The sequence below is a fragment of the Streptomyces sp. NPDC051172 genome, assembly GCF_040682555.1.
Lineage (GTDB): Bacteria > Actinomycetota > Actinomycetes > Streptomycetales > Streptomycetaceae > Streptomyces.
Map to the genome: position 1 here is coordinate 57,428 of NZ_JBFBBE010000017.1, position 15,735 is coordinate 73,162.

Consider the following 15,735-nt stretch of genomic DNA (forward strand, 5'->3'; position numbering starts at 1 on the left):
TGACAGTCCTCCCGTCACAGAGCCCGATGGGAGACGGTGAGCAGGTAGGTGCCGTAGAAGAGGGAGACGACGGCCAGGCTGCTGAGCAGGATGACCAGGGTGCGCAGGCGGCTCCGCGCCAGATGCCGGGCGAGCGGGATCAGCAGCGGGAAGGCCGGCAGCAGGAACCTCGGCTTGCTGCTGAAGAAGTGGGTGCCGCCGACCGCCATCACGATGAGGACCGCGCAGTATGCGAGCAGGGGCAGGGGCATCCTGTTCAGGACGCAGAAGACGAACAGCAGCAGGTAGCCGAGGACGATCGCGGCGGTGGCATAGACGGCGAGGATGTCGTGCCCGACGATCAGGTGCTTGAACTCGTGAACGGTGAAGCGGCCGAAGTCGAACCGTGAGCCCCACAGACTCTGCACGTGGAAGTAGCCGAAAGGACTGTGGGTTCTGAGCCCCACCCAGCCGATGTAGCCCAGCCAGCCGAGGGGAGCCACGGCGGCGGCCACCCAGGCGCGTGGCGCAGTGGGCGCACCGGAGCGGCGCAGCTGCCAGATATGGACGACGGCGCCGGTGACGACGGCGGCCGCCACGGCAAGGCCGTTGGGGCGGGTCAGCCCGGCCAGCACCGCCAGCGTCCCCGCGGTGAGCCAGCGGCGGGTGAGCACCGCGTAGAGCCCCCAGGCCGCGAAGGCGGTCATGACGGGCTCGGTGTACGCCATCGTCAGGATGATCGCGTGCGGCAGCAGCGCCCACAGCGCCACCAGGAGGATCCCGATGCGTCGCCCGTGCAGCAACTCGCCGACCGCGTACACGCCCCAGGCCGCCGCCAGGGCGGCAGTCCACGCGATGAGCAGTGCCACGTTGACCGGGCCGATCGGCAGCACCGTGTTCACCGCGTGGATCAGGCCCGGGAAGAGGGGGAAGAACGCCAGGTCGTTCCAGATGAAGTGGCCCGATTTGGCGTGGACGATCAAGCCGTAGCCGTACTGCGAGATGTGCCAGTACCAGTGGCCGTCCCATTCCAGGCCGGCCACGGTGCGCGGGTGTCTGCCGAGGTGGATCGACCACAGGGTCGCCATGATCACCCCGGTCAGCCGCACGGAGACGAACAACGTCAGTGCCGGCAGTGCCTTGCCCAGCTCGATACGCCACCGCCGCTGCTGAGGCGGTGGATCGAGTCTCGGCGCGATCCGCCGTTTGAGCGCGTTGCTCGTCTGCATGGGGCTGTCGCCCATTTCGACCTCCTTCGCTGCCCTGGATGAGGGAGCGGCCGGACGCCTGGTTCCACTGCTGAGAGATCTCTTACTTCGTGAGAATCAGTGAAAATCATGGTGAGAACGGACGGCAACCTTTGAGATGTCCAGCGCATCACATGTGCATGAAATCCAAGTGCACGGTCTTGGGGCGGCGTCGACTGCCGTGGTGCTTGCACACTGGATGTTCTCGGATGCCGGGGCGCAGGTCCCCGGTACCCGCGAACGACACGCTCGTCATCGATACCTGGGACCTGACCGGTATCGCGAGCCTTTCAGTTGACGACCCGAGGTGCAAGGCGGACCGGCAGGTCATCACCTGCGTCGACACGGGTTCCACACACAGCTGTTCGGTGCTGTTCACCGGGCGTGCGGACGCGGGCGCCAGGCTCGGCGACAGCGGCACGATCAAATACACCCTGCCGGCCGACCGTGCCACCGGCGCCACCGTCGGCAGTGAGCGGGACACCGGACCCGCATTCGCCCTCGTCCCGGCAAGTCCGGCCGCCGTGCGGGTGAATGGACCGGGAACGGCGACCGGTGCGCCCCGGCCCCGCCGCTGTGCTGGGCGGCGGTGCGGTCCTCCTCGTCCGTCGCCGTACGGACGAGCGGGGTGGCCGCAACCAGAATGGATTCGGCCACCCCGCTCGTTTCAAGACGAGTCGTACGTCGGCTTACGGCCGCTCGGCCGCCAGCAGCGCCGGAAACGCCTCATGCAGAGCCTCGCGCCAGTCGCGGATCGGCTCGATCCCGGCGGCCGCCCAGCGGTCGTGGCCGAGGACGCTGTACGCCGGCCGGGGGGCCGGGCGGACGAAGGCGGCGCTGGTGGTGGGGCGGACCCGCTCGGGGTCCGCGCCGAGCAGCCGGAAGATCTCCCGGGTGAGGCCGTACCAAGTGGTCTCGCCGCCGCTGGTGCCGTGGTAGATCCCCGCCGGGGCGGTGCCCGCCAGCGCGGACTGCCCGAGGCGGACCAGCCGGTCGGCGAGGTCCACGGTCCAGGTGGGCTGGCCACGCTGGTCGTCGACCACGTCGAGGGTGTCCTTGACGCCTTCCAGCTTGATCATCGTGCGGACGAAATTGCCGCCGCCCGCCCCGTACAGCCACGCCGTGCGCACCACGTGGCCCGCGTCCGGGAGTGCGGTCAGCACCGCCTGCTCACCGGCCAGCTTGGTGCGGCCGTAGGCGCTGCGTGGGGCGGTTGGGGCGTCCTCGGCGTACGGAGAGGCGCCGTCGCCCGCGAAGACGTAGTCCGTGGAGACCTGGAGCAGCCTGGCGCCGGTCTTGGCGCAGGCCGCGGCCAGGTGCCGGGGACCGTCGCCGTTGATCCGCAGCGCCTCGGCCTCCTGGGTCTCCGCGTCGTCGACGGCGGTCCAGGCGGCGCAGTTGACCACCACGTCCGGCTCGTGTTCCGCGACGGCCTCGTGCACCGCCTCCGGGTCCGTGATGTCGAGGTCCCCCCGGGTCAGGGCGACGCTCGGCACGCCGTCGGCCGCCAGCCGGGCCAGGAGGTCCTTGCCGAGCATTCCGCCCGCACCGGTGATCAGCCAGGTGGAGGTCACAGGGCCGCCCGCTCCTTCAGGGGCTCCCACCAGGCGCGGTTGTCGCGGTACCAGGCGACGGTCTCCGCGAGGCCGGTGGCGAAGTCCTTGCGGGGCTCGTAGCCGAGTTCCTCGCGGATCTTCGTGCAGTCGACGGAGTAGCGGCGGTCGTGGCCCTTGCGGTCGGCGACGTACTCGACGCTGGTGTCCCAGTCGGCGCCGCAGGCCTCCAGCAGCAGCCCGGTGAGCTCCTTGTTGGAGAGTTCGGTGCCGCCGCCGATGTTGTAGACCTCGCCCGGGCGTCCCTTGGTGCGCACCAGGTCGATGCCCTGGATGTGGTCGTCGATGTGCAGCCAGTCGCGGACGTTGCCGCCGTCGCCGTACAGCGGGACCTTCTTGCCGTCGAGGAGGTTGGTGATGAAGAGCGGGATGACCTTCTCGGGGAAGTGGTGGTGCCCGTAGTTGTTGGAGCAGCGGGTGACGCGGACGTCGAGGCCGTGGGTGCGGTGGTACGACAGCGCGATCAGGTCGCTGGACGCCTTCGCCGAGGAATAGGGCGAGTTGGGCTGCAGCGGGTGCGTCTCGGGCCAGGAGCCCTCGTCGATGGAGCCGTAGACCTCGTCGGTGGAGATGTGCACGAAGGTCTTGATGCCCGCCCGGTGCGCGGCGTCGATCAGGGTGTGGGTGCCGACGACATTGGTGCGGACGAACTCCGCGCCGCCGTCGATGGAGCGGTCCACGTGCGACTCGGCGGCGAAGTGCACCACCTCGTCGTGCTCGGCCATCAGCTTGCCGACCAGTTCGGGGTCGCAGATGTCACCCTGCACGAAGGCGAAGCCGGGGTGGGCGCGTACCTCGTCGAGGTTGGCCGGGTTGCCCGCGTAGGTGAGCTTGTCCAGGACGGTTATCGCCACGTCCCCCGGCCCCTCTGGGCCGAGCAGCGTACGGACGTAGTGGGAGCCGATGAAACCGGCACCGCCGGTCACCAGGATTCTCGTGGTCATGAAGAGATCTGCACCTTGCTGTGGTCGCCGAGGACGAGTCGGTGGGCTGCGGGATTGCGGGGCGCGGGGGTGACCTGGACGTCGCGGCCGATGAGCGAGGTCTCGATCCGCCGTACGCCGGTGATGGAGGAGTCGCGCAGGACGATGGAGTACTCGATCTCGCTGTCGTCGATCCGGACGCCCTCGGAGATCGAGGTGAAGGGGCCGACGTACGAGTCGCTGATCACCGAACCGGGGCCGATGATCGCGGGGCCGACGATGCGCGAGCCGCGGACCTCGGCGCCGGCGTCGATGCGCACGCGGCCGATGATCTCGCTGGACTCGTCGACGGTGCCCTCGACGGCGGGCTCGACCGTCTCCAGGACGGAGCGGTTGACCTCCAGCATGTCGGCGACGTTCCCGGTGTCCTTCCAGTAGCCGGAGATCGTCGTCGAGCGGACGTCCCTGCGCTGGTCGATCAGCCACTGGATGGCGTGGGTGATCTCCAGCTCGCCGCGCCAGGAGGGCTCGATGCTGCGGACGGCCTCGTGGATCGCCGGGGTGAACAGGTACACGCCGACCAGCGCGAGGTCGCTCTTGGGCTCCTTCGGCTTCTCCTCCAGCCCCTTGACCCGGCCGCTCTCGTCGAGCTCGGCGACACCGAAGGACGTGGGGTTCGGCACCTGGGTCAGCAGGATCTGGGCGTCGGGGTGTTCCGTACGGAACTCGTCGACGAGGCCCGTGATGCCGCCGACGATGAAGTTGTCGCCGAGGTACATGACGAAGTCGTCCTCGCCCAGGAACTCGCGCGCGATGAGCACCGCGTGCGCGAGGCCGAGCGGCTTTTCCTGAGGAATGTACGTGACGTCGATCCCGAGCTTCGAGCCGTCACCGACGGCCTCCCGGATCTCCTCGGCGGTGTCGCCGACGATGATTCCGACATCCGTGATGCCGGCGTCGGCGATCGCCTCCAGCCCGTAGAACAGGACGGGCTTGTTGGCGACGGGCACCAGCTGCTTGGCCGATGTGTGGGTTATCGGACGCAGGCGAGTGCCCGAGCCACCGGAGAGAACGAGAGCCTTCATGCGGCGCATCCTAACCGGGCTCCGGGGCGAGCACCGCTCCGTGCGTTTCATCACAGTTGGCCTAACCATCGTGTGGACTTTGTGATCCGTTTGTGGCCGCGGCCGCCGATTGACGTGCCCACGGTGTGACTGCCACGCGTTAGCCTTGTCCGTCAGCCGACGGCGGTGTACGCCGTGTCATGACGTTCGACTCCCCAGTGACTGAAGCGGAAGAAGAGACATGCCCATCAAGGTGAGCGTGGTGATCCCGGTCTACAACCCGGGCAACTACATCGAGGACTGCATAGCCTCTCTTCTCCGTCAGAGCCTGCCGGACGACGAGTACGAAGCGATCTTCGTCGACGACGGCTCCACCGACGAGACGCCCGAGCGCCTGGACCGGCTGGCTGCCGAGTACCCCCACATGCACGTCATCCACCAGGAGGGCTCCGGCTGGTCCGGCAAGCCGCGCAACGTCGGTATCGCCGCCGCCAGGGGTGAGTTCATCCAGTTCGTGGACAACGACGACTGGCTGGGCGACGAAGCCCTCGAGCGTATGTACAACTACGGCGTGGAGAACGGCGCCGATGTGATCGTGGGCAAGATGGCCGGAAAGGGCCGCCCGGTCCCGCTGGAGCTGTTCCGCAAGAACCGCCCGCACGCGAACGTCGAGAACGCCCCGCTGATCGACAGCCTCACCCCGCACAAGATGTTCCGCAAGGCGTTCCTGGACAAGTACGACCTCCGCTACATGGAGGGGCGCAGGCGCCTCGAGGACCACGTCTTCGTCACCGAGGCCTATCTGCGGGCCGAGAACGTCTCCGTGCTCAGCGACTACCTGTGCTACTACCACGTCAAGCGCGAGGACGCGTCCAACGCGGGCTTCCAGCGCTTCGACCCGGTCGGCTACTTCAAGAACCTCCGCGAGGCCCTCGACGTCGTCGAGAAGCTCACCGAGCCCGGCCCGCTGCGTGACCGGCTGTTCCGCCGCTGGCTGCGCAACGAGATGGTCGAGCGCATGCGCGGACAGCGCCTGCTGAAGCTGCCGGAGGACTACCGCCAGGAGCTGTTCGACGAGATCCACAAGGTGGTCGTCGAGCGCTTCGGGCCCGGTGTCGCGGCCGGTCTGCAGCCCACGCAGCAGATCGTCGCCGGTCTGATCGCGGCGAACCGGCTCGCCGACGTCGAGGAGTTCGCCCAGTGGGAGTCGGGGATCAAACCCTCCGGCGTCCTGGAGACCCTCGGCTGGGAGGACGGCAAGCTGTCGATCGGCTTCACCGCCGAGTACCAGTCGGCCGGCGAGCCCATCACCTTCCGCGCCGACGGCGACAAGGACCTGCTCGTCCCGCCGCTGCCGCAGACCAGCCTGGACGCCATCGCCCTGCTCGGCGCGGACACCTCCGCCCCGCTGGGCAAGTCCAAGGTGGACCTCGTCGTACGTGAGCGTGCGACGGCCGCGGAGTTCTTCCAGCCCGTGGAGTTCACTCGGGAGAAGGTCGCCGTGGCGGGCCGGGACGGGTACTTCCGGCAGGTGCTGCACGCCACCTCGCGCATCGACCCGCTGACGGCGGCGAACGGCGCCGGACTGGATGCGGGCATCTGGGACGTCCTCATCCGCATCAGCTCCTGCGGGTGGACCAAGGAGACCCGCCTGGGTTCCGTGCGCAGCGAGGCGGCCGGGCACGGACGGCGCGCTGCCGTTGTGGGCTCCCCGGCGCACCTGGTCCTGCCGTACTGGACCGACCCGCACGGCAACCTCTCGCTCGATGTCGACCGGAAGACCAACCGGATCTCGTACGAGTTCGCCGGTCACACCGTCGCCGACGTCACCGTGACGACGGGCCCCGACCGCCTCACCGTTGCGCTGCCCTTCCACCTCCAGGGCGAGAGTGAAGCAGCCGTGAAGCTGACGAAGGTCGCGACCAGCCGTTCGGTCGAGTTCCCCGCCACCCTGGCCGCTCGTACGACCGGTGAGGCCGAGTTGAGGGCCGGCCTTACGCTTGGTGAACTGGTGGACGGCCAGTGGCGGCTGGAGCTGATCCTGCCGTCGGCCGGCGCAGGCAAGCCGGTGGCACTGCCGCTGGTGCTCGATGTCTCCGCGAGTGGTGCCGAAGTCAAACCCCTCGCGGCCGCGGCCGCCGACCTGGCGGCCAAGGCCCCCGGGCGGCCCAAGACTGCCTCTCGCCCGGCAAAGCGGACATTCCTGCGCCGCGCGGCGGGCAGGCTCCGTAGGGCTCTGAAGAAGTAACCGAACCACGCGAACTAGGATCGATACGTGCGACCACTGGGCATTGACGGCGCTTGGGTACTGGAGCCCAAGGTCTTCCCCGACGACCGCGGCAGCTTCCACGAGTGGTTCCGCGGCGCCGACTTCCGCGAGGCCACCGGCCAGGACCTCAACCTGGCCCAGGCCAACTGCTCCGTCTCCAAGCGGGGCACCCTGCGCGGCATCCACTTCGCCGACGTTCCGCCGAGCCAGGCCAAGTACGTCAAGTGCGTGCGCGGCGCGGTCATCGACGTCATCGTCGACATCCGGGTCGGATCACCGACGTACAAGCAGTGGGAGGCCGTCCGGCTCGACGACGAGACGCATCACGCGGTCTACTTGTCGGAGGGCCTCGGCCACGCCTTCTTCGCCCTGACGGACGACGCGACGGTGGTGTACCTCTGCTCCGAGGGTTACGCCCCCGAGCGTGAGCACGGCATCCATCCGCTCGACCCGGACCTCGCCATCCAGTGGCCGGACGGCATCGAGCCGCTGCTGTCCCCGAAGGACGAGCAGGCGCCGACGCTCGCCGAGGCGGAGGCCCAGGGTCTGCTGCCGCTGTATGAGGACTGCGTCACATACCGCAGGTCCCTCCGGACGGCTGACGGCTCCTGACCTCTGGTGACGGCCCTTCTGTGAAGTCAAGAAAGAGGTATGGGCTTTGTCCCATTAGCGTTTCTTGGGGAACGCGGAAGGGTCCGCAACCCTCCTCCTGGGTGACGGAAAAACCACGGGCAAGGAAACCGGGGACTGAGTGGCATGGGTTTGACCAGCGAGACGACTGTGTACGTGATGGCGGCAGTGGCCGCCATTTGTGTGGCGCTGTTGGTCTGGCTGTGGCCACGGCTGGCCAAGCAGGGCGTGTGGCAGGTGCTCGGACGTCTGGGGGCCATCGGAGTCGCCCAGGTGACGATCATCGCCGCCTTCGCCTGCTGGCTGAACTCGTCGTACCAGTTCTTCGGATCATGGGGTGAGCTCTTCGGCAACGTCGACACCGCTCCCGTCGGTGTCACCCAGGCGAGTGGGAACAACGACGGGGCCATCTCCGGCATCTCCGTGAAGGGCTCCTCCCTCATACAGCCCAACGGTGTCGAGCAGTTGAACCGCGTCAGCGGACTGCCCACCGGCCCCGCAGCGGTGAACGGGCGGGTCGAGTCCGTGAAGGTCATCGGCCGCCGCACCGGCGTCGTCGACCCGGCCTTCGTGTACCTGCCGCCGCAGTACTTCCAGAAGGCGTACCACCGGCAGCGCTTCCCGGTGATCGTCGCGCTCAGCGGCTACCCCGGCTCCATCTTCAACCTGGCGCAGTACCTGCGGGTGTCACAGACCGCCGGAGAGCTGCAGAAGAGCGGCCAGATGCAGCCGACCATCATGGTGATGATCCGGCCGACGATCGCTCCGCCGCGCGACACCGAGTGCGTGGACGTGCCGGGCGGACCGCAGACCGAGACGTTCCTGGCGAAGGACCTGCCGGAGGCCCTGAAGGCCACGTACCGGGTGGGCCACGACGCCACCGCCTGGGGTGTCATGGGTTACTCCTCCGGCGGCACCTGCGCCCTGCAGCTGACGATGCGCAACCCGAACGTGTACACGACGGCCGGTGCCCTGTCGCCCGACTACAAGATCAAGGACGACGCCACGACGGGCAACCTCTTCGGCAGCGGACTGGGCCGCGTCAACCGGATCAACAGTCACGACCTGATGTGGCGGCTCAAGCACCTTCCCGTGCCCCAGGTCTCCGTCCTGGTCGCCGACAGCAAGCACGGCGAGAAGGGCTACCCGGAGACCCTGGCCTTCATCAAGGCCGTCAAGGCACCCATGCGCGTCGTGTCGATCCTGCCCGAGAACGGCAGCCACAACTTCCCGACCTGGGTTCGGGAGATGCCGGCCACCCTGAAGTGGATGAACCAGCAGCTGACCTTCCCCCAGGACGTCGTGCCCCGGCACCTCCCCAAGCCGAAGCCGGGCCACACCACGGTGCGTGCCTCGGGCCAGGAGCCCTCGACAGCCCCCACCAGGCGCAGGTGACGCAAGGCCCTTCCTCTCACCCTACGAACTGTAGGGTGAGAGGTCGGTGAGAAGCAGCCTGCCCCTCCCCGAGGCCACGCGGGGTCGGCCGACGGATGGTCCCTGATCCTGTGAGACTCGCCCCTCCAGCACTTACCTACACGTTGTAGTAGTTGGTCCCGAGTGGCTGAACACGCGTGGGTGCTGCCCAATGGAGATGAGGCAGGGAGGAGGCGGTCGCGTGATGGACGCCCGTCGCGCCGGAACAAGCGTCGAGCTTCCCGGGAGCGCCGGGACGGACCTGATGGCGACGCCTTCGACCCGGGCCGCGGTGCCCGGGGTCCAGGAGGCCGGCCTCCAGCAGTGGCATCGTGGGATGACGCTGGTGGCCACGATCAGCCTGTTCATCGGGACGCGGGACGCCTGGACCGCCGCGATGGCCTCCCACCCGGCCGTCGCCGCGACGATCTCCGCCTGCTACGCCTCGATCCTGGTCTGTGCCGTGCTCGCCCTCCTGGTGCCCACCCGGCGGGCGCTGGTCCGGGTGGACGCGGCGGTGCTGCTGACCGCTGTGGCGCTGGTGACCTGCGGCTATCTGCTCGACCACACGGGCACCGACGAAGGCGTGCTGACCGCCCAGGCCGCGAACCAGATCCTGCACGGTCATCCCGTCTACGGCCAGTCCTGGCCCTGGCTGTTCGACGGCGCACGCGTCGGGATCACCAAGACCATGTCCGGCGGTGCCGACTACACCTACGGCTATCCGCCGCTGACGGCCCTGCTCGCCACCCCGGTGCATGCTTTCGTCCATTCGACGGCGGCCGCCACGCTGGTGACCACCGGCGCGCTCCTGGCCTCCTCGGTCCTGTTGTGGCTCCTGCTGCCGGCACCCTGGCGATCGGCGGCCACCGCCGTCTGCCTCGGCTTCGGCTTCCTGCCCCAGTACGCCTACGCCGGCTACCCGGCGATCACGGCCCTCGCCCTCCTCGTCCCCGTGGTGGTGCGCTGGCCCGCCACCGGCGCGGGCGGTCAACTGGGAGGCAGGGGAGTGCTGCGGGCGGCCTGTCTGGGCGCGGCCTGCGCCGCCCAGCAACTCGCCTGGTTCCTCACGCCGTTCCTCCTGATCGGCCTGTACGCCGTCAGACGCGGCGAACTCGGCCCGCGGCGGGCACTCTCCGTCACCGCCCGCTATACCGGCACGGCCGTACTCGCCTGGGCCGCCGTCAACGCCTACTTCGCCGTCCAGGAGTCCTCCGCCTGGCTGCACGGCCTGTTGCTGCCGCTGAACCAGAAGGCGATCCTGCACGGTCAGGGCCTGATGGGCATCTCGTACTACTTCACCGCGGGCAGCAGCCGCCTCGACTACTACTCCTACGGCAGCCTGCTGCTCCTGCTAGGCCTGATGGCCGCCACGCTGCTGTTCGTCCGGCGCCTCGGCCCCGCGATCACCGTGCTGCCCTGGTGCGCGTTCTATCTGGCCACGCGTTCCCAGGACGGCTACTTCCTGATGATGACGCCGCTGTGGCTCGCGGCCGTCGCCACCGTCCCGGCCGCCGCGTTCGCCACCGCCTGGCAGCCACGCCCGCCCGGCGCCTTCGGCCGCCGCGCGAAGGGCGCCGTGGCCGCGGGCCTGCTCCTGCCCGCCCTCGTCTGTGTGACGGTCGCCGCCGCAAGCCCGCCGCCCCTGCGCATGAGCCTCGCCCCCCGCTACGCCACCCACCACTCGGGCGCCGGCGTCACCGCCGTCGCCGTACGGGCCGTCAACACCACGGGCGACGCCCTCGCCCCGCACTTCGCCAGCCGCACCGGGCAGGGCGCCTCCAACTGGTGGACCATCACCTCCGGCCCGGCGACCCTGGCGCCGCACGCCTCCGCCACATACGTCGTCGAACCCCCGGGAGGCTTCCGGGCCCTCCCAGGCGGCACGCATCGACACATCTACCTCATCGCCGTCACCGGCACCCCGATGACGATCACCACGGCCGCCATTCCGCCCGCACCGCCGTCGAAGCGGTGAACGGCGGGCGCGCGGGGCGGTCCGCCCGGAATCCGGTGAAGGCGGTGTGAGGGTTCGCCGGTGATCCGCGGGAGTCAGGTGTGAGGACGTGGGGCACCCGTGACACGCATGTGACTGCGGTGACTGACGTGGACCCCTGTCGGCTCGTCCAGGCGGGGGTCTCCACGTTCGGGATGGGCCCGGGGCAAGCGGTAGTCGATGAGGTTTGCTCTGCTCCGGTTCGCTGTTCGTCGATCGCGGCCAGCTGCGGAAACTGCCCGACGGTCGGTTCACCACCCGTCTGTGACCAGGAGCTTCGCCACTCGGAGCAACTCGACTCAAGAGCGACCGGCCCGGTGATCTATTGGCACGTGGACGACATCGCCTGGTTGCACGGCTTCCGACGTCTACGGATCCGCTGGGAACGGCGGGCCGACATCCCCGAAGACTTCACACTGCCGTGAGAGCACAGCCGAGCCGGCACGGCAGCGACGGTTCAGCCGCAACCGCCGACGGAGCAGCGCTGCCGGCTCGCGCCCGGCAGGGCTGCGCCATGGGCGCGTCGGAGACGAGCAGTTGGACGCCGGAGAGACCGCGGGCGATCAGGGAGCGCGGCAAGGCGAGCCAGTGGGCGCCGTCCTCGGCGGTGGCCGCGTCCGGGGCATGGGTCTCACGGGGTCCGTCGGCGTGGACGCCGGACCTGAGGCACGTGGGCGCTGATGGCGCGGGCGCCCTCGCGGACCTTCTGGCCGTGCCAGAGGCCACTCCCCGCTGCTGCGGCGTCCGTCCTCCCGTGAGACTCGGCGACGGGGTCCGCCGGAGCTTCCCGAGAGGCAACGGCCGCCGCTGTGGCTCACTGTGTGTAGAAGGTGGCGTCGCCCCGGTCGGTCGCCGTGCTGGGGGCCTGGACGTAGAGCAGGTAGTTGTAGTGGCGGATGTAGCGGCCCGGGAGGTTGTACGCCTCGTAAGAGACCCCGGCGGAGTCCGCGAGGCCGGTCCGGGCGGTGAAGGAGGCGTCGGACGCGAACTGCGCCGTCCCGTCGTTCTTCTCCACCCACACCTCGTAGTTCTTGTGGCGCAGGAAGTAGCCCGGGAAGTTGGCCGATTCCAGGGAGACGGTGCCCGTGCCGGCCAGACCCGTGACGACTTGGAACTGCGAGTCGGCCAGCGGCGAGACGTTCGCCTCGATCTTGGCGCGGTAGTCCCAGTGCCGAACGAACCGGTCGGGGAAGTTGTACGACGAGAGCCGGATCGGGGTGAGACCGTCGGCGACCGGGATGCCGAAGTCGGGCGTGCCGTCGGCCTTCCAGTAGATCTTCTGGACGCGGGTGCGGCGGTTGGGGTCGTTGAGCGGGGAACCGCTGATGTCCTTGTAGCTGCGGTCGTGGTAGACGAGGATGTCCGACGTGCCGTCCTCGGAGACCGTGAACTGGTTGTGCCCGGGGCCGTACTGGCTGGTGGCGGCGTTGCTGGCGAAGACCGGGTCGGCGCTCTTGGCCCACGACGAGGCGCTGAGCAGGTCGGCCGAGGCGGACGCGGTCAGCATGCCCATGCAGTAGTTGGCGTCGGTGGCACTGGCCGAGAAGGTCAGGAAGACCTTGCCGCCCCGCTGGATCACGGCTGGGCCCTCGTTGACCGTCTCGCCTCCGGCGGTCTCCCATGCGGCGGTGGGCCTGCTGATCATGACCGGGGTGCCGGTGATGGTCCACGGGCCGGACATCTGCGCGATGTAGATGTTGGTGCCGCGGCCGACGGCCGGGTCGTTCTGCGCCCAGGCGAGGTAGCGGGTGCCGTTCACGGCGAAGGTCGTCGCGTCCAGGGAGAAGGTGTCCAGCGGCAGGGCGATACGCCCCTTCTCCGTCCAGCTCCCCGTGATCGGGTTCGCGGCGGTGCACTCCAGGACGTAGGGCCGGATGTGCCAGATGTCGTTGGCATCACCGGCGGCGAAGTAGATGTACCACTTGCCGTCGATGAAGTGGATCTCCGGGGCCCAGATGTGTGCGCCCATCGCACCGCTGGCGTGCTTGGTCCAGATGGTCGTCTCGGTGGCCGAGGACAGCCCCTGGATCGTGGTGGCGCGGCGGAGCACGATGCGGTCGTACTCCGGCACCGTGGCGGTGAAGTAGTAGAAGCCGTCGGTGTGCCTGAAGACGTGCGGGTCGGCCCGCTGCTCGGCGAGGGTGTTCGTGTACGTCACGCCTGGTGACGCGGGCACGGTGGCGTGGGCGGTACCGGCCGAAACACCGGTGACGGTGGCGGCGGCCGAGCCGGCGATCAAGCCGAGGACCGATCGACGGGTGAGCGCAGGTCTCACGGATTGCTCCCTCTGGTGCGGGCGGCGCAGAGAAACCGTCCGCTCAACCGTTCCGGTATTTCGAACGCCGTTCGTAAATTCGGCCAGAACATAAGTCCTGCGCTCGCCCCCGGTCAACGCTTTGGTCAAAGAAGCATCCGACGAGTGGGTCGGCGCCCGCCGCGAAAGGCCATGGATTGTCGGATGTATTGACGCATCCCGATTCCCCCACTTAATGTCTGCCCGATTCTACGAACGCCGTTCGATATATCGCACTACGGGACCGGTCGGCTCACGGTTGACTGAGGCGGCAACTCGGTCACCGCCGCTGATATCGCAGCATTCCGCAGGCCGCCACTGCTGTGCCGGACCGCAGACAACAGGAGCCCTCTGAGAACGGGAGCCCACTGAGAAAGGAGGCCGAAGCCGCGCACGGATGAAGCACTTCGTGGGCGCCGAAACGCCGTCACACCACAGACACACCGGCTCCCGCGCCCGGGCCCGCCGTCCCCACGGCGATACGCACCGCACTCCGGGACACACACCGTTGCCCGGATCCGCCCCCTTCCGGATCGTGCGGCAACCGTCCTGTCACACCCCCCACCGAGACGAGCTCCCCCCGCCACCCCGCTCTTCCCCTCTCCCGACGGTGGCACCTGCACGAAGACAGGAGATCCACATGTCCGCGCGCCGCGCCCGCCTGATGGTGATATTGCTCGCCGCATGCCTCCTCTTCACGGGGCAGGCCCTGACCACATCCCAACGGGCCGACGCAGCCGATCCGGGTTACCTGATGGTGCATTTCACCGGTGAGGGGGCGACCAACCAGCAGATGTACCTCTCGCACAGCACGGACGGCCTGCACTGGAACGACCTCAACGGCGGCGGGATGGTCCTGCGCTCCACGGTCGGCACGAAGGGGGTGCGCGACCCCGCATTCGTGAGATCCCCCGACGGCAGCAAGTACTGGATCATCGCGACCGACCTGTGCATCAGCTGCGGGCAGGACTGGAACGCCGCCGTCAACAACGGCAGTCGCAACCTGGTGGTGTGGGAGTCCACCGACCTGGTCACCTGGTCACAGCCGTGGCTGCTCAACGTCGCCGGCGACATCCCCGACGGACGCAACGCCTGGGCGCCCGAGGCGATCTTCGACCGCGAGAGCAACGACTACGTCCTGTACTGGGCGACCAACGTGCCCCTCGACGGCAAGACGAAGCACCGCATCTACTACGCCCACACCAGCGACTTCCGCACCATCACCACTCCGCAGACCTACATCGAGCGACCCGGCGCGCAGGAGATCATCGACACCCAGATCATCGAGATGCCGGCCGGAGTGGGCAACTACCGTTACGTGCGGGCCTCCGGTGACGGCCAGATCACCCTGGAGGGCAGCAACTCCATCCTCGGAACCTGGACCCGGCTCGGCGACCTCTCCGGCATCGGCCTGACCGGGTCGATGGTCGAGGGCCCGATGTGGATGAAGTTCAACGGCACCAAAAAGTGGGCCCTCTACCTCGACCAGTACGCCTCCGGCGGCGGCTACATGCCGGTCCTGACGACCGACCCGTCCAATCCCGCCTCCTACCAGAAGCTGGCTTCGGGAAGCTACAACATGGGCGGCACGAAGAAGCGCCACGGCTGGATCATGAGCCTGACCGCCGCCGAGGAGAGCCGCGTGCTCGCCCGCTGGCCCAACACCCCCGCCCAGCGGCTCCAGTCGTACAACTTCCCGGACCGGTACGTGCGCCAGACCAACTTCGACGTGCGCATCGATCCCGACGTGAGCCCCGCCGAGGACGCCCAGTTCCGGCTGCGCCCCGGCCTGGCGGGCACCGGCACCGTCTCCTTCGAGTCGGTGAACCACCCCGGCTACTTCCTGCGCCACTTCAACTTCGACTTCCAGCTGGTCCGCAACGACGGCACCACCCAGTTCGCCGCGGACGCCACCTTCCGCAAGGTCGCCGGCCTCGCCGACGCCGGCTGGTCCTCGTTCCAGTCGTACAACTACCCCGACCGCTACATCCGGCACTACGCCTACGAGCTGAGGCTCGACCCGATCACCACCGCGACGGGACGCGGCGACGCCACCTTCCGTGTGACGAGCTGACCCCACGTCGACAGGGACGCGGGACGCACTGACGGACAGCGGGATGCGACTGCTGCCGGCCCTGGTCCGTCAGGCGGCCGAGCGGCAGCACTTCCCGGAGTACGCCGGCGGCGCCCGGGTCTGCGAAGCCCGGCTGATGTCCGCGCACGGGCAGATCCGCTGCCGGACATGCGCCTGGGACCACCCGACGTCGTGGGCCCAGGACACCGACTGACTCGCCGCCTCCCCTGGAGC

At 68.8% G+C, this 15,735-nt stretch carries 11 protein-coding genes and 2 pseudogenes; 7 read left to right on the forward strand and 6 right to left on the reverse strand.

Annotated elements, in window-relative coordinates; genetic code table 11:
* Positions 1 to 14: 14 nt before the first annotated feature.
* From AB0N07_RS13165 to AB0N07_RS13180, 4 genes are all read right to left on the reverse strand, one after another.
* Positions 15 to 1,223: a hypothetical protein gene (locus tag AB0N07_RS13165; RefSeq protein WP_365834328.1), complete on the reverse strand. Its 1,209-nt coding sequence runs from the start codon at positions 1,221 to 1,223 to the stop codon at positions 15 to 17.
* 692 nt (positions 1,224 to 1,915) lie between these two features.
* A complete protein-coding gene (rfbD, locus tag AB0N07_RS13170; RefSeq protein WP_365834329.1) occupies positions 1,916 to 2,800 on the reverse strand; it encodes a dTDP-4-dehydrorhamnose reductase in 885 nt (294 codons plus the stop codon).
* Entirely contained in the window at positions 2,797 to 3,783 is a 987-nt protein-coding gene (rfbB, locus tag AB0N07_RS13175; protein ID WP_365834330.1) for a dTDP-glucose 4,6-dehydratase, read from the reverse strand. Before rfbB ends, rfbD begins: the two co-directional genes overlap by 4 nt.
* A complete protein-coding gene (locus tag AB0N07_RS13180; RefSeq protein ID WP_365834331.1) occupies positions 3,780 to 4,847 on the reverse strand; it encodes a glucose-1-phosphate thymidylyltransferase in 1,068 nt (355 codons plus the stop codon). Before AB0N07_RS13180 ends, rfbB begins: the two co-directional genes overlap by 4 nt.
* A 220-nt stretch (positions 4,848 to 5,067) precedes the next feature.
* On the opposite strand from AB0N07_RS13180, the gene AB0N07_RS13185 reads away from it, so the two are divergent.
* From AB0N07_RS13185 to AB0N07_RS13205, 5 genes and pseudogenes are all read left to right on the forward strand, one after another.
* On the forward strand, positions 5,068 to 7,074 hold the full coding sequence (locus AB0N07_RS13185) for a glycosyltransferase (RefSeq protein ID WP_365834332.1): 2,007 nt from the start codon (positions 5,068 to 5,070) through the stop codon (positions 7,072 to 7,074).
* 27 nt (positions 7,075 to 7,101) lie between these two features.
* Complete coding sequence (gene rfbC / locus AB0N07_RS13190; protein WP_344397955.1) at positions 7,102 to 7,707, forward strand: dTDP-4-dehydrorhamnose 3,5-epimerase; 606 nt, start codon at positions 7,102 to 7,104, stop codon at positions 7,705 to 7,707.
* Positions 7,708 to 7,851: 144 nt separating this feature from the next.
* Positions 7,852 to 9,120 (forward strand): alpha/beta hydrolase-fold protein, encoded by a 1,269-nt coding sequence (locus AB0N07_RS13195; RefSeq protein ID WP_365834333.1) that lies wholly within the window; start codon positions 7,852 to 7,854, stop codon positions 9,118 to 9,120.
* Between the two features lie 223 nt (positions 9,121 to 9,343).
* A complete protein-coding gene (locus AB0N07_RS13200) occupies positions 9,344 to 11,116 on the forward strand; it encodes a hypothetical protein (protein ID WP_365834334.1) in 1,773 nt (590 codons plus the stop codon).
* A 344-nt stretch (positions 11,117 to 11,460) separates the two neighbouring features.
* Positions 11,461 to 11,559: pseudogene (locus AB0N07_RS13205) on the forward strand (IS5/IS1182 family transposase); the annotation flags it as partial.
* Between the two features lie 53 nt (positions 11,560 to 11,612).
* On the opposite strand, the pseudogene AB0N07_RS13210 reads toward AB0N07_RS13205, so the two are convergent.
* Positions 11,613 to 11,840, reverse strand: a pseudogene (locus tag AB0N07_RS13210) (transposase); the annotation flags it as partial.
* 108 nt (positions 11,841 to 11,948) lie between these two features.
* Positions 11,949 to 13,373, reverse strand: coding sequence for a family 43 glycosylhydrolase (locus AB0N07_RS13215; protein WP_365834387.1), 1,425 nt, complete (start codon positions 13,371 to 13,373; stop codon positions 11,949 to 11,951).
* Positions 13,374 to 14,067: 694 nt separating this feature from the next.
* Here AB0N07_RS13215 and AB0N07_RS13220 point away from each other — a divergent pair.
* Complete coding sequence (locus tag AB0N07_RS13220) at positions 14,068 to 15,501, forward strand: glycoside hydrolase family 43 protein (protein ID WP_365834335.1); 1,434 nt, start codon at positions 14,068 to 14,070, stop codon at positions 15,499 to 15,501.
* 43 nt (positions 15,502 to 15,544) lie between these two features.
* The gene (locus AB0N07_RS13225) at positions 15,545 to 15,715 is read left to right on the forward strand and encodes a hypothetical protein (protein WP_365834336.1); all 171 of its coding nucleotides are present in this window, start codon (positions 15,545 to 15,547) and stop codon (positions 15,713 to 15,715) included.
* Positions 15,716 to 15,735: the final 20 nt, after the last annotated feature.

Excerpts from the sequence above, each read along its gene's own strand:
- AB0N07_RS13165 (WP_365834328.1), bottom strand. The coding sequence starts at position 1,223 with ATGGGCGACAGCCCCATGCAGACGAGCAACGCGCTCAAACGGCGGATC.
- rfbB (WP_365834330.1), bottom strand. The coding sequence starts at position 3,783 with ATGACCACGAGAATCCTGGTGACCGGCGGTGCCGGTTTCATCGGCTCC.
- AB0N07_RS13180 (WP_365834331.1), bottom strand. The coding sequence starts at position 4,847 with ATGAAGGCTCTCGTTCTCTCCGGTGGCTCGGGCACTCGCCTGCGTCCG.
- AB0N07_RS13185 (WP_365834332.1), top strand. The coding sequence starts at position 5,068 with ATGCCCATCAAGGTGAGCGTGGTGATCCCGGTCTACAACCCGGGCAAC.
- AB0N07_RS13195 (WP_365834333.1), top strand. The coding sequence starts at position 7,852 with ATGGGTTTGACCAGCGAGACGACTGTGTACGTGATGGCGGCAGTGGCC.
- AB0N07_RS13200 (WP_365834334.1), top strand. The coding sequence starts at position 9,344 with ATGGACGCCCGTCGCGCCGGAACAAGCGTCGAGCTTCCCGGGAGCGCC.
- AB0N07_RS13220 (WP_365834335.1), top strand. The coding sequence starts at position 14,068 with ATGTCCGCGCGCCGCGCCCGCCTGATGGTGATATTGCTCGCCGCATGC.
- AB0N07_RS13225 (WP_365834336.1), top strand. The coding sequence starts at position 15,545 with ATGCGACTGCTGCCGGCCCTGGTCCGTCAGGCGGCCGAGCGGCAGCAC.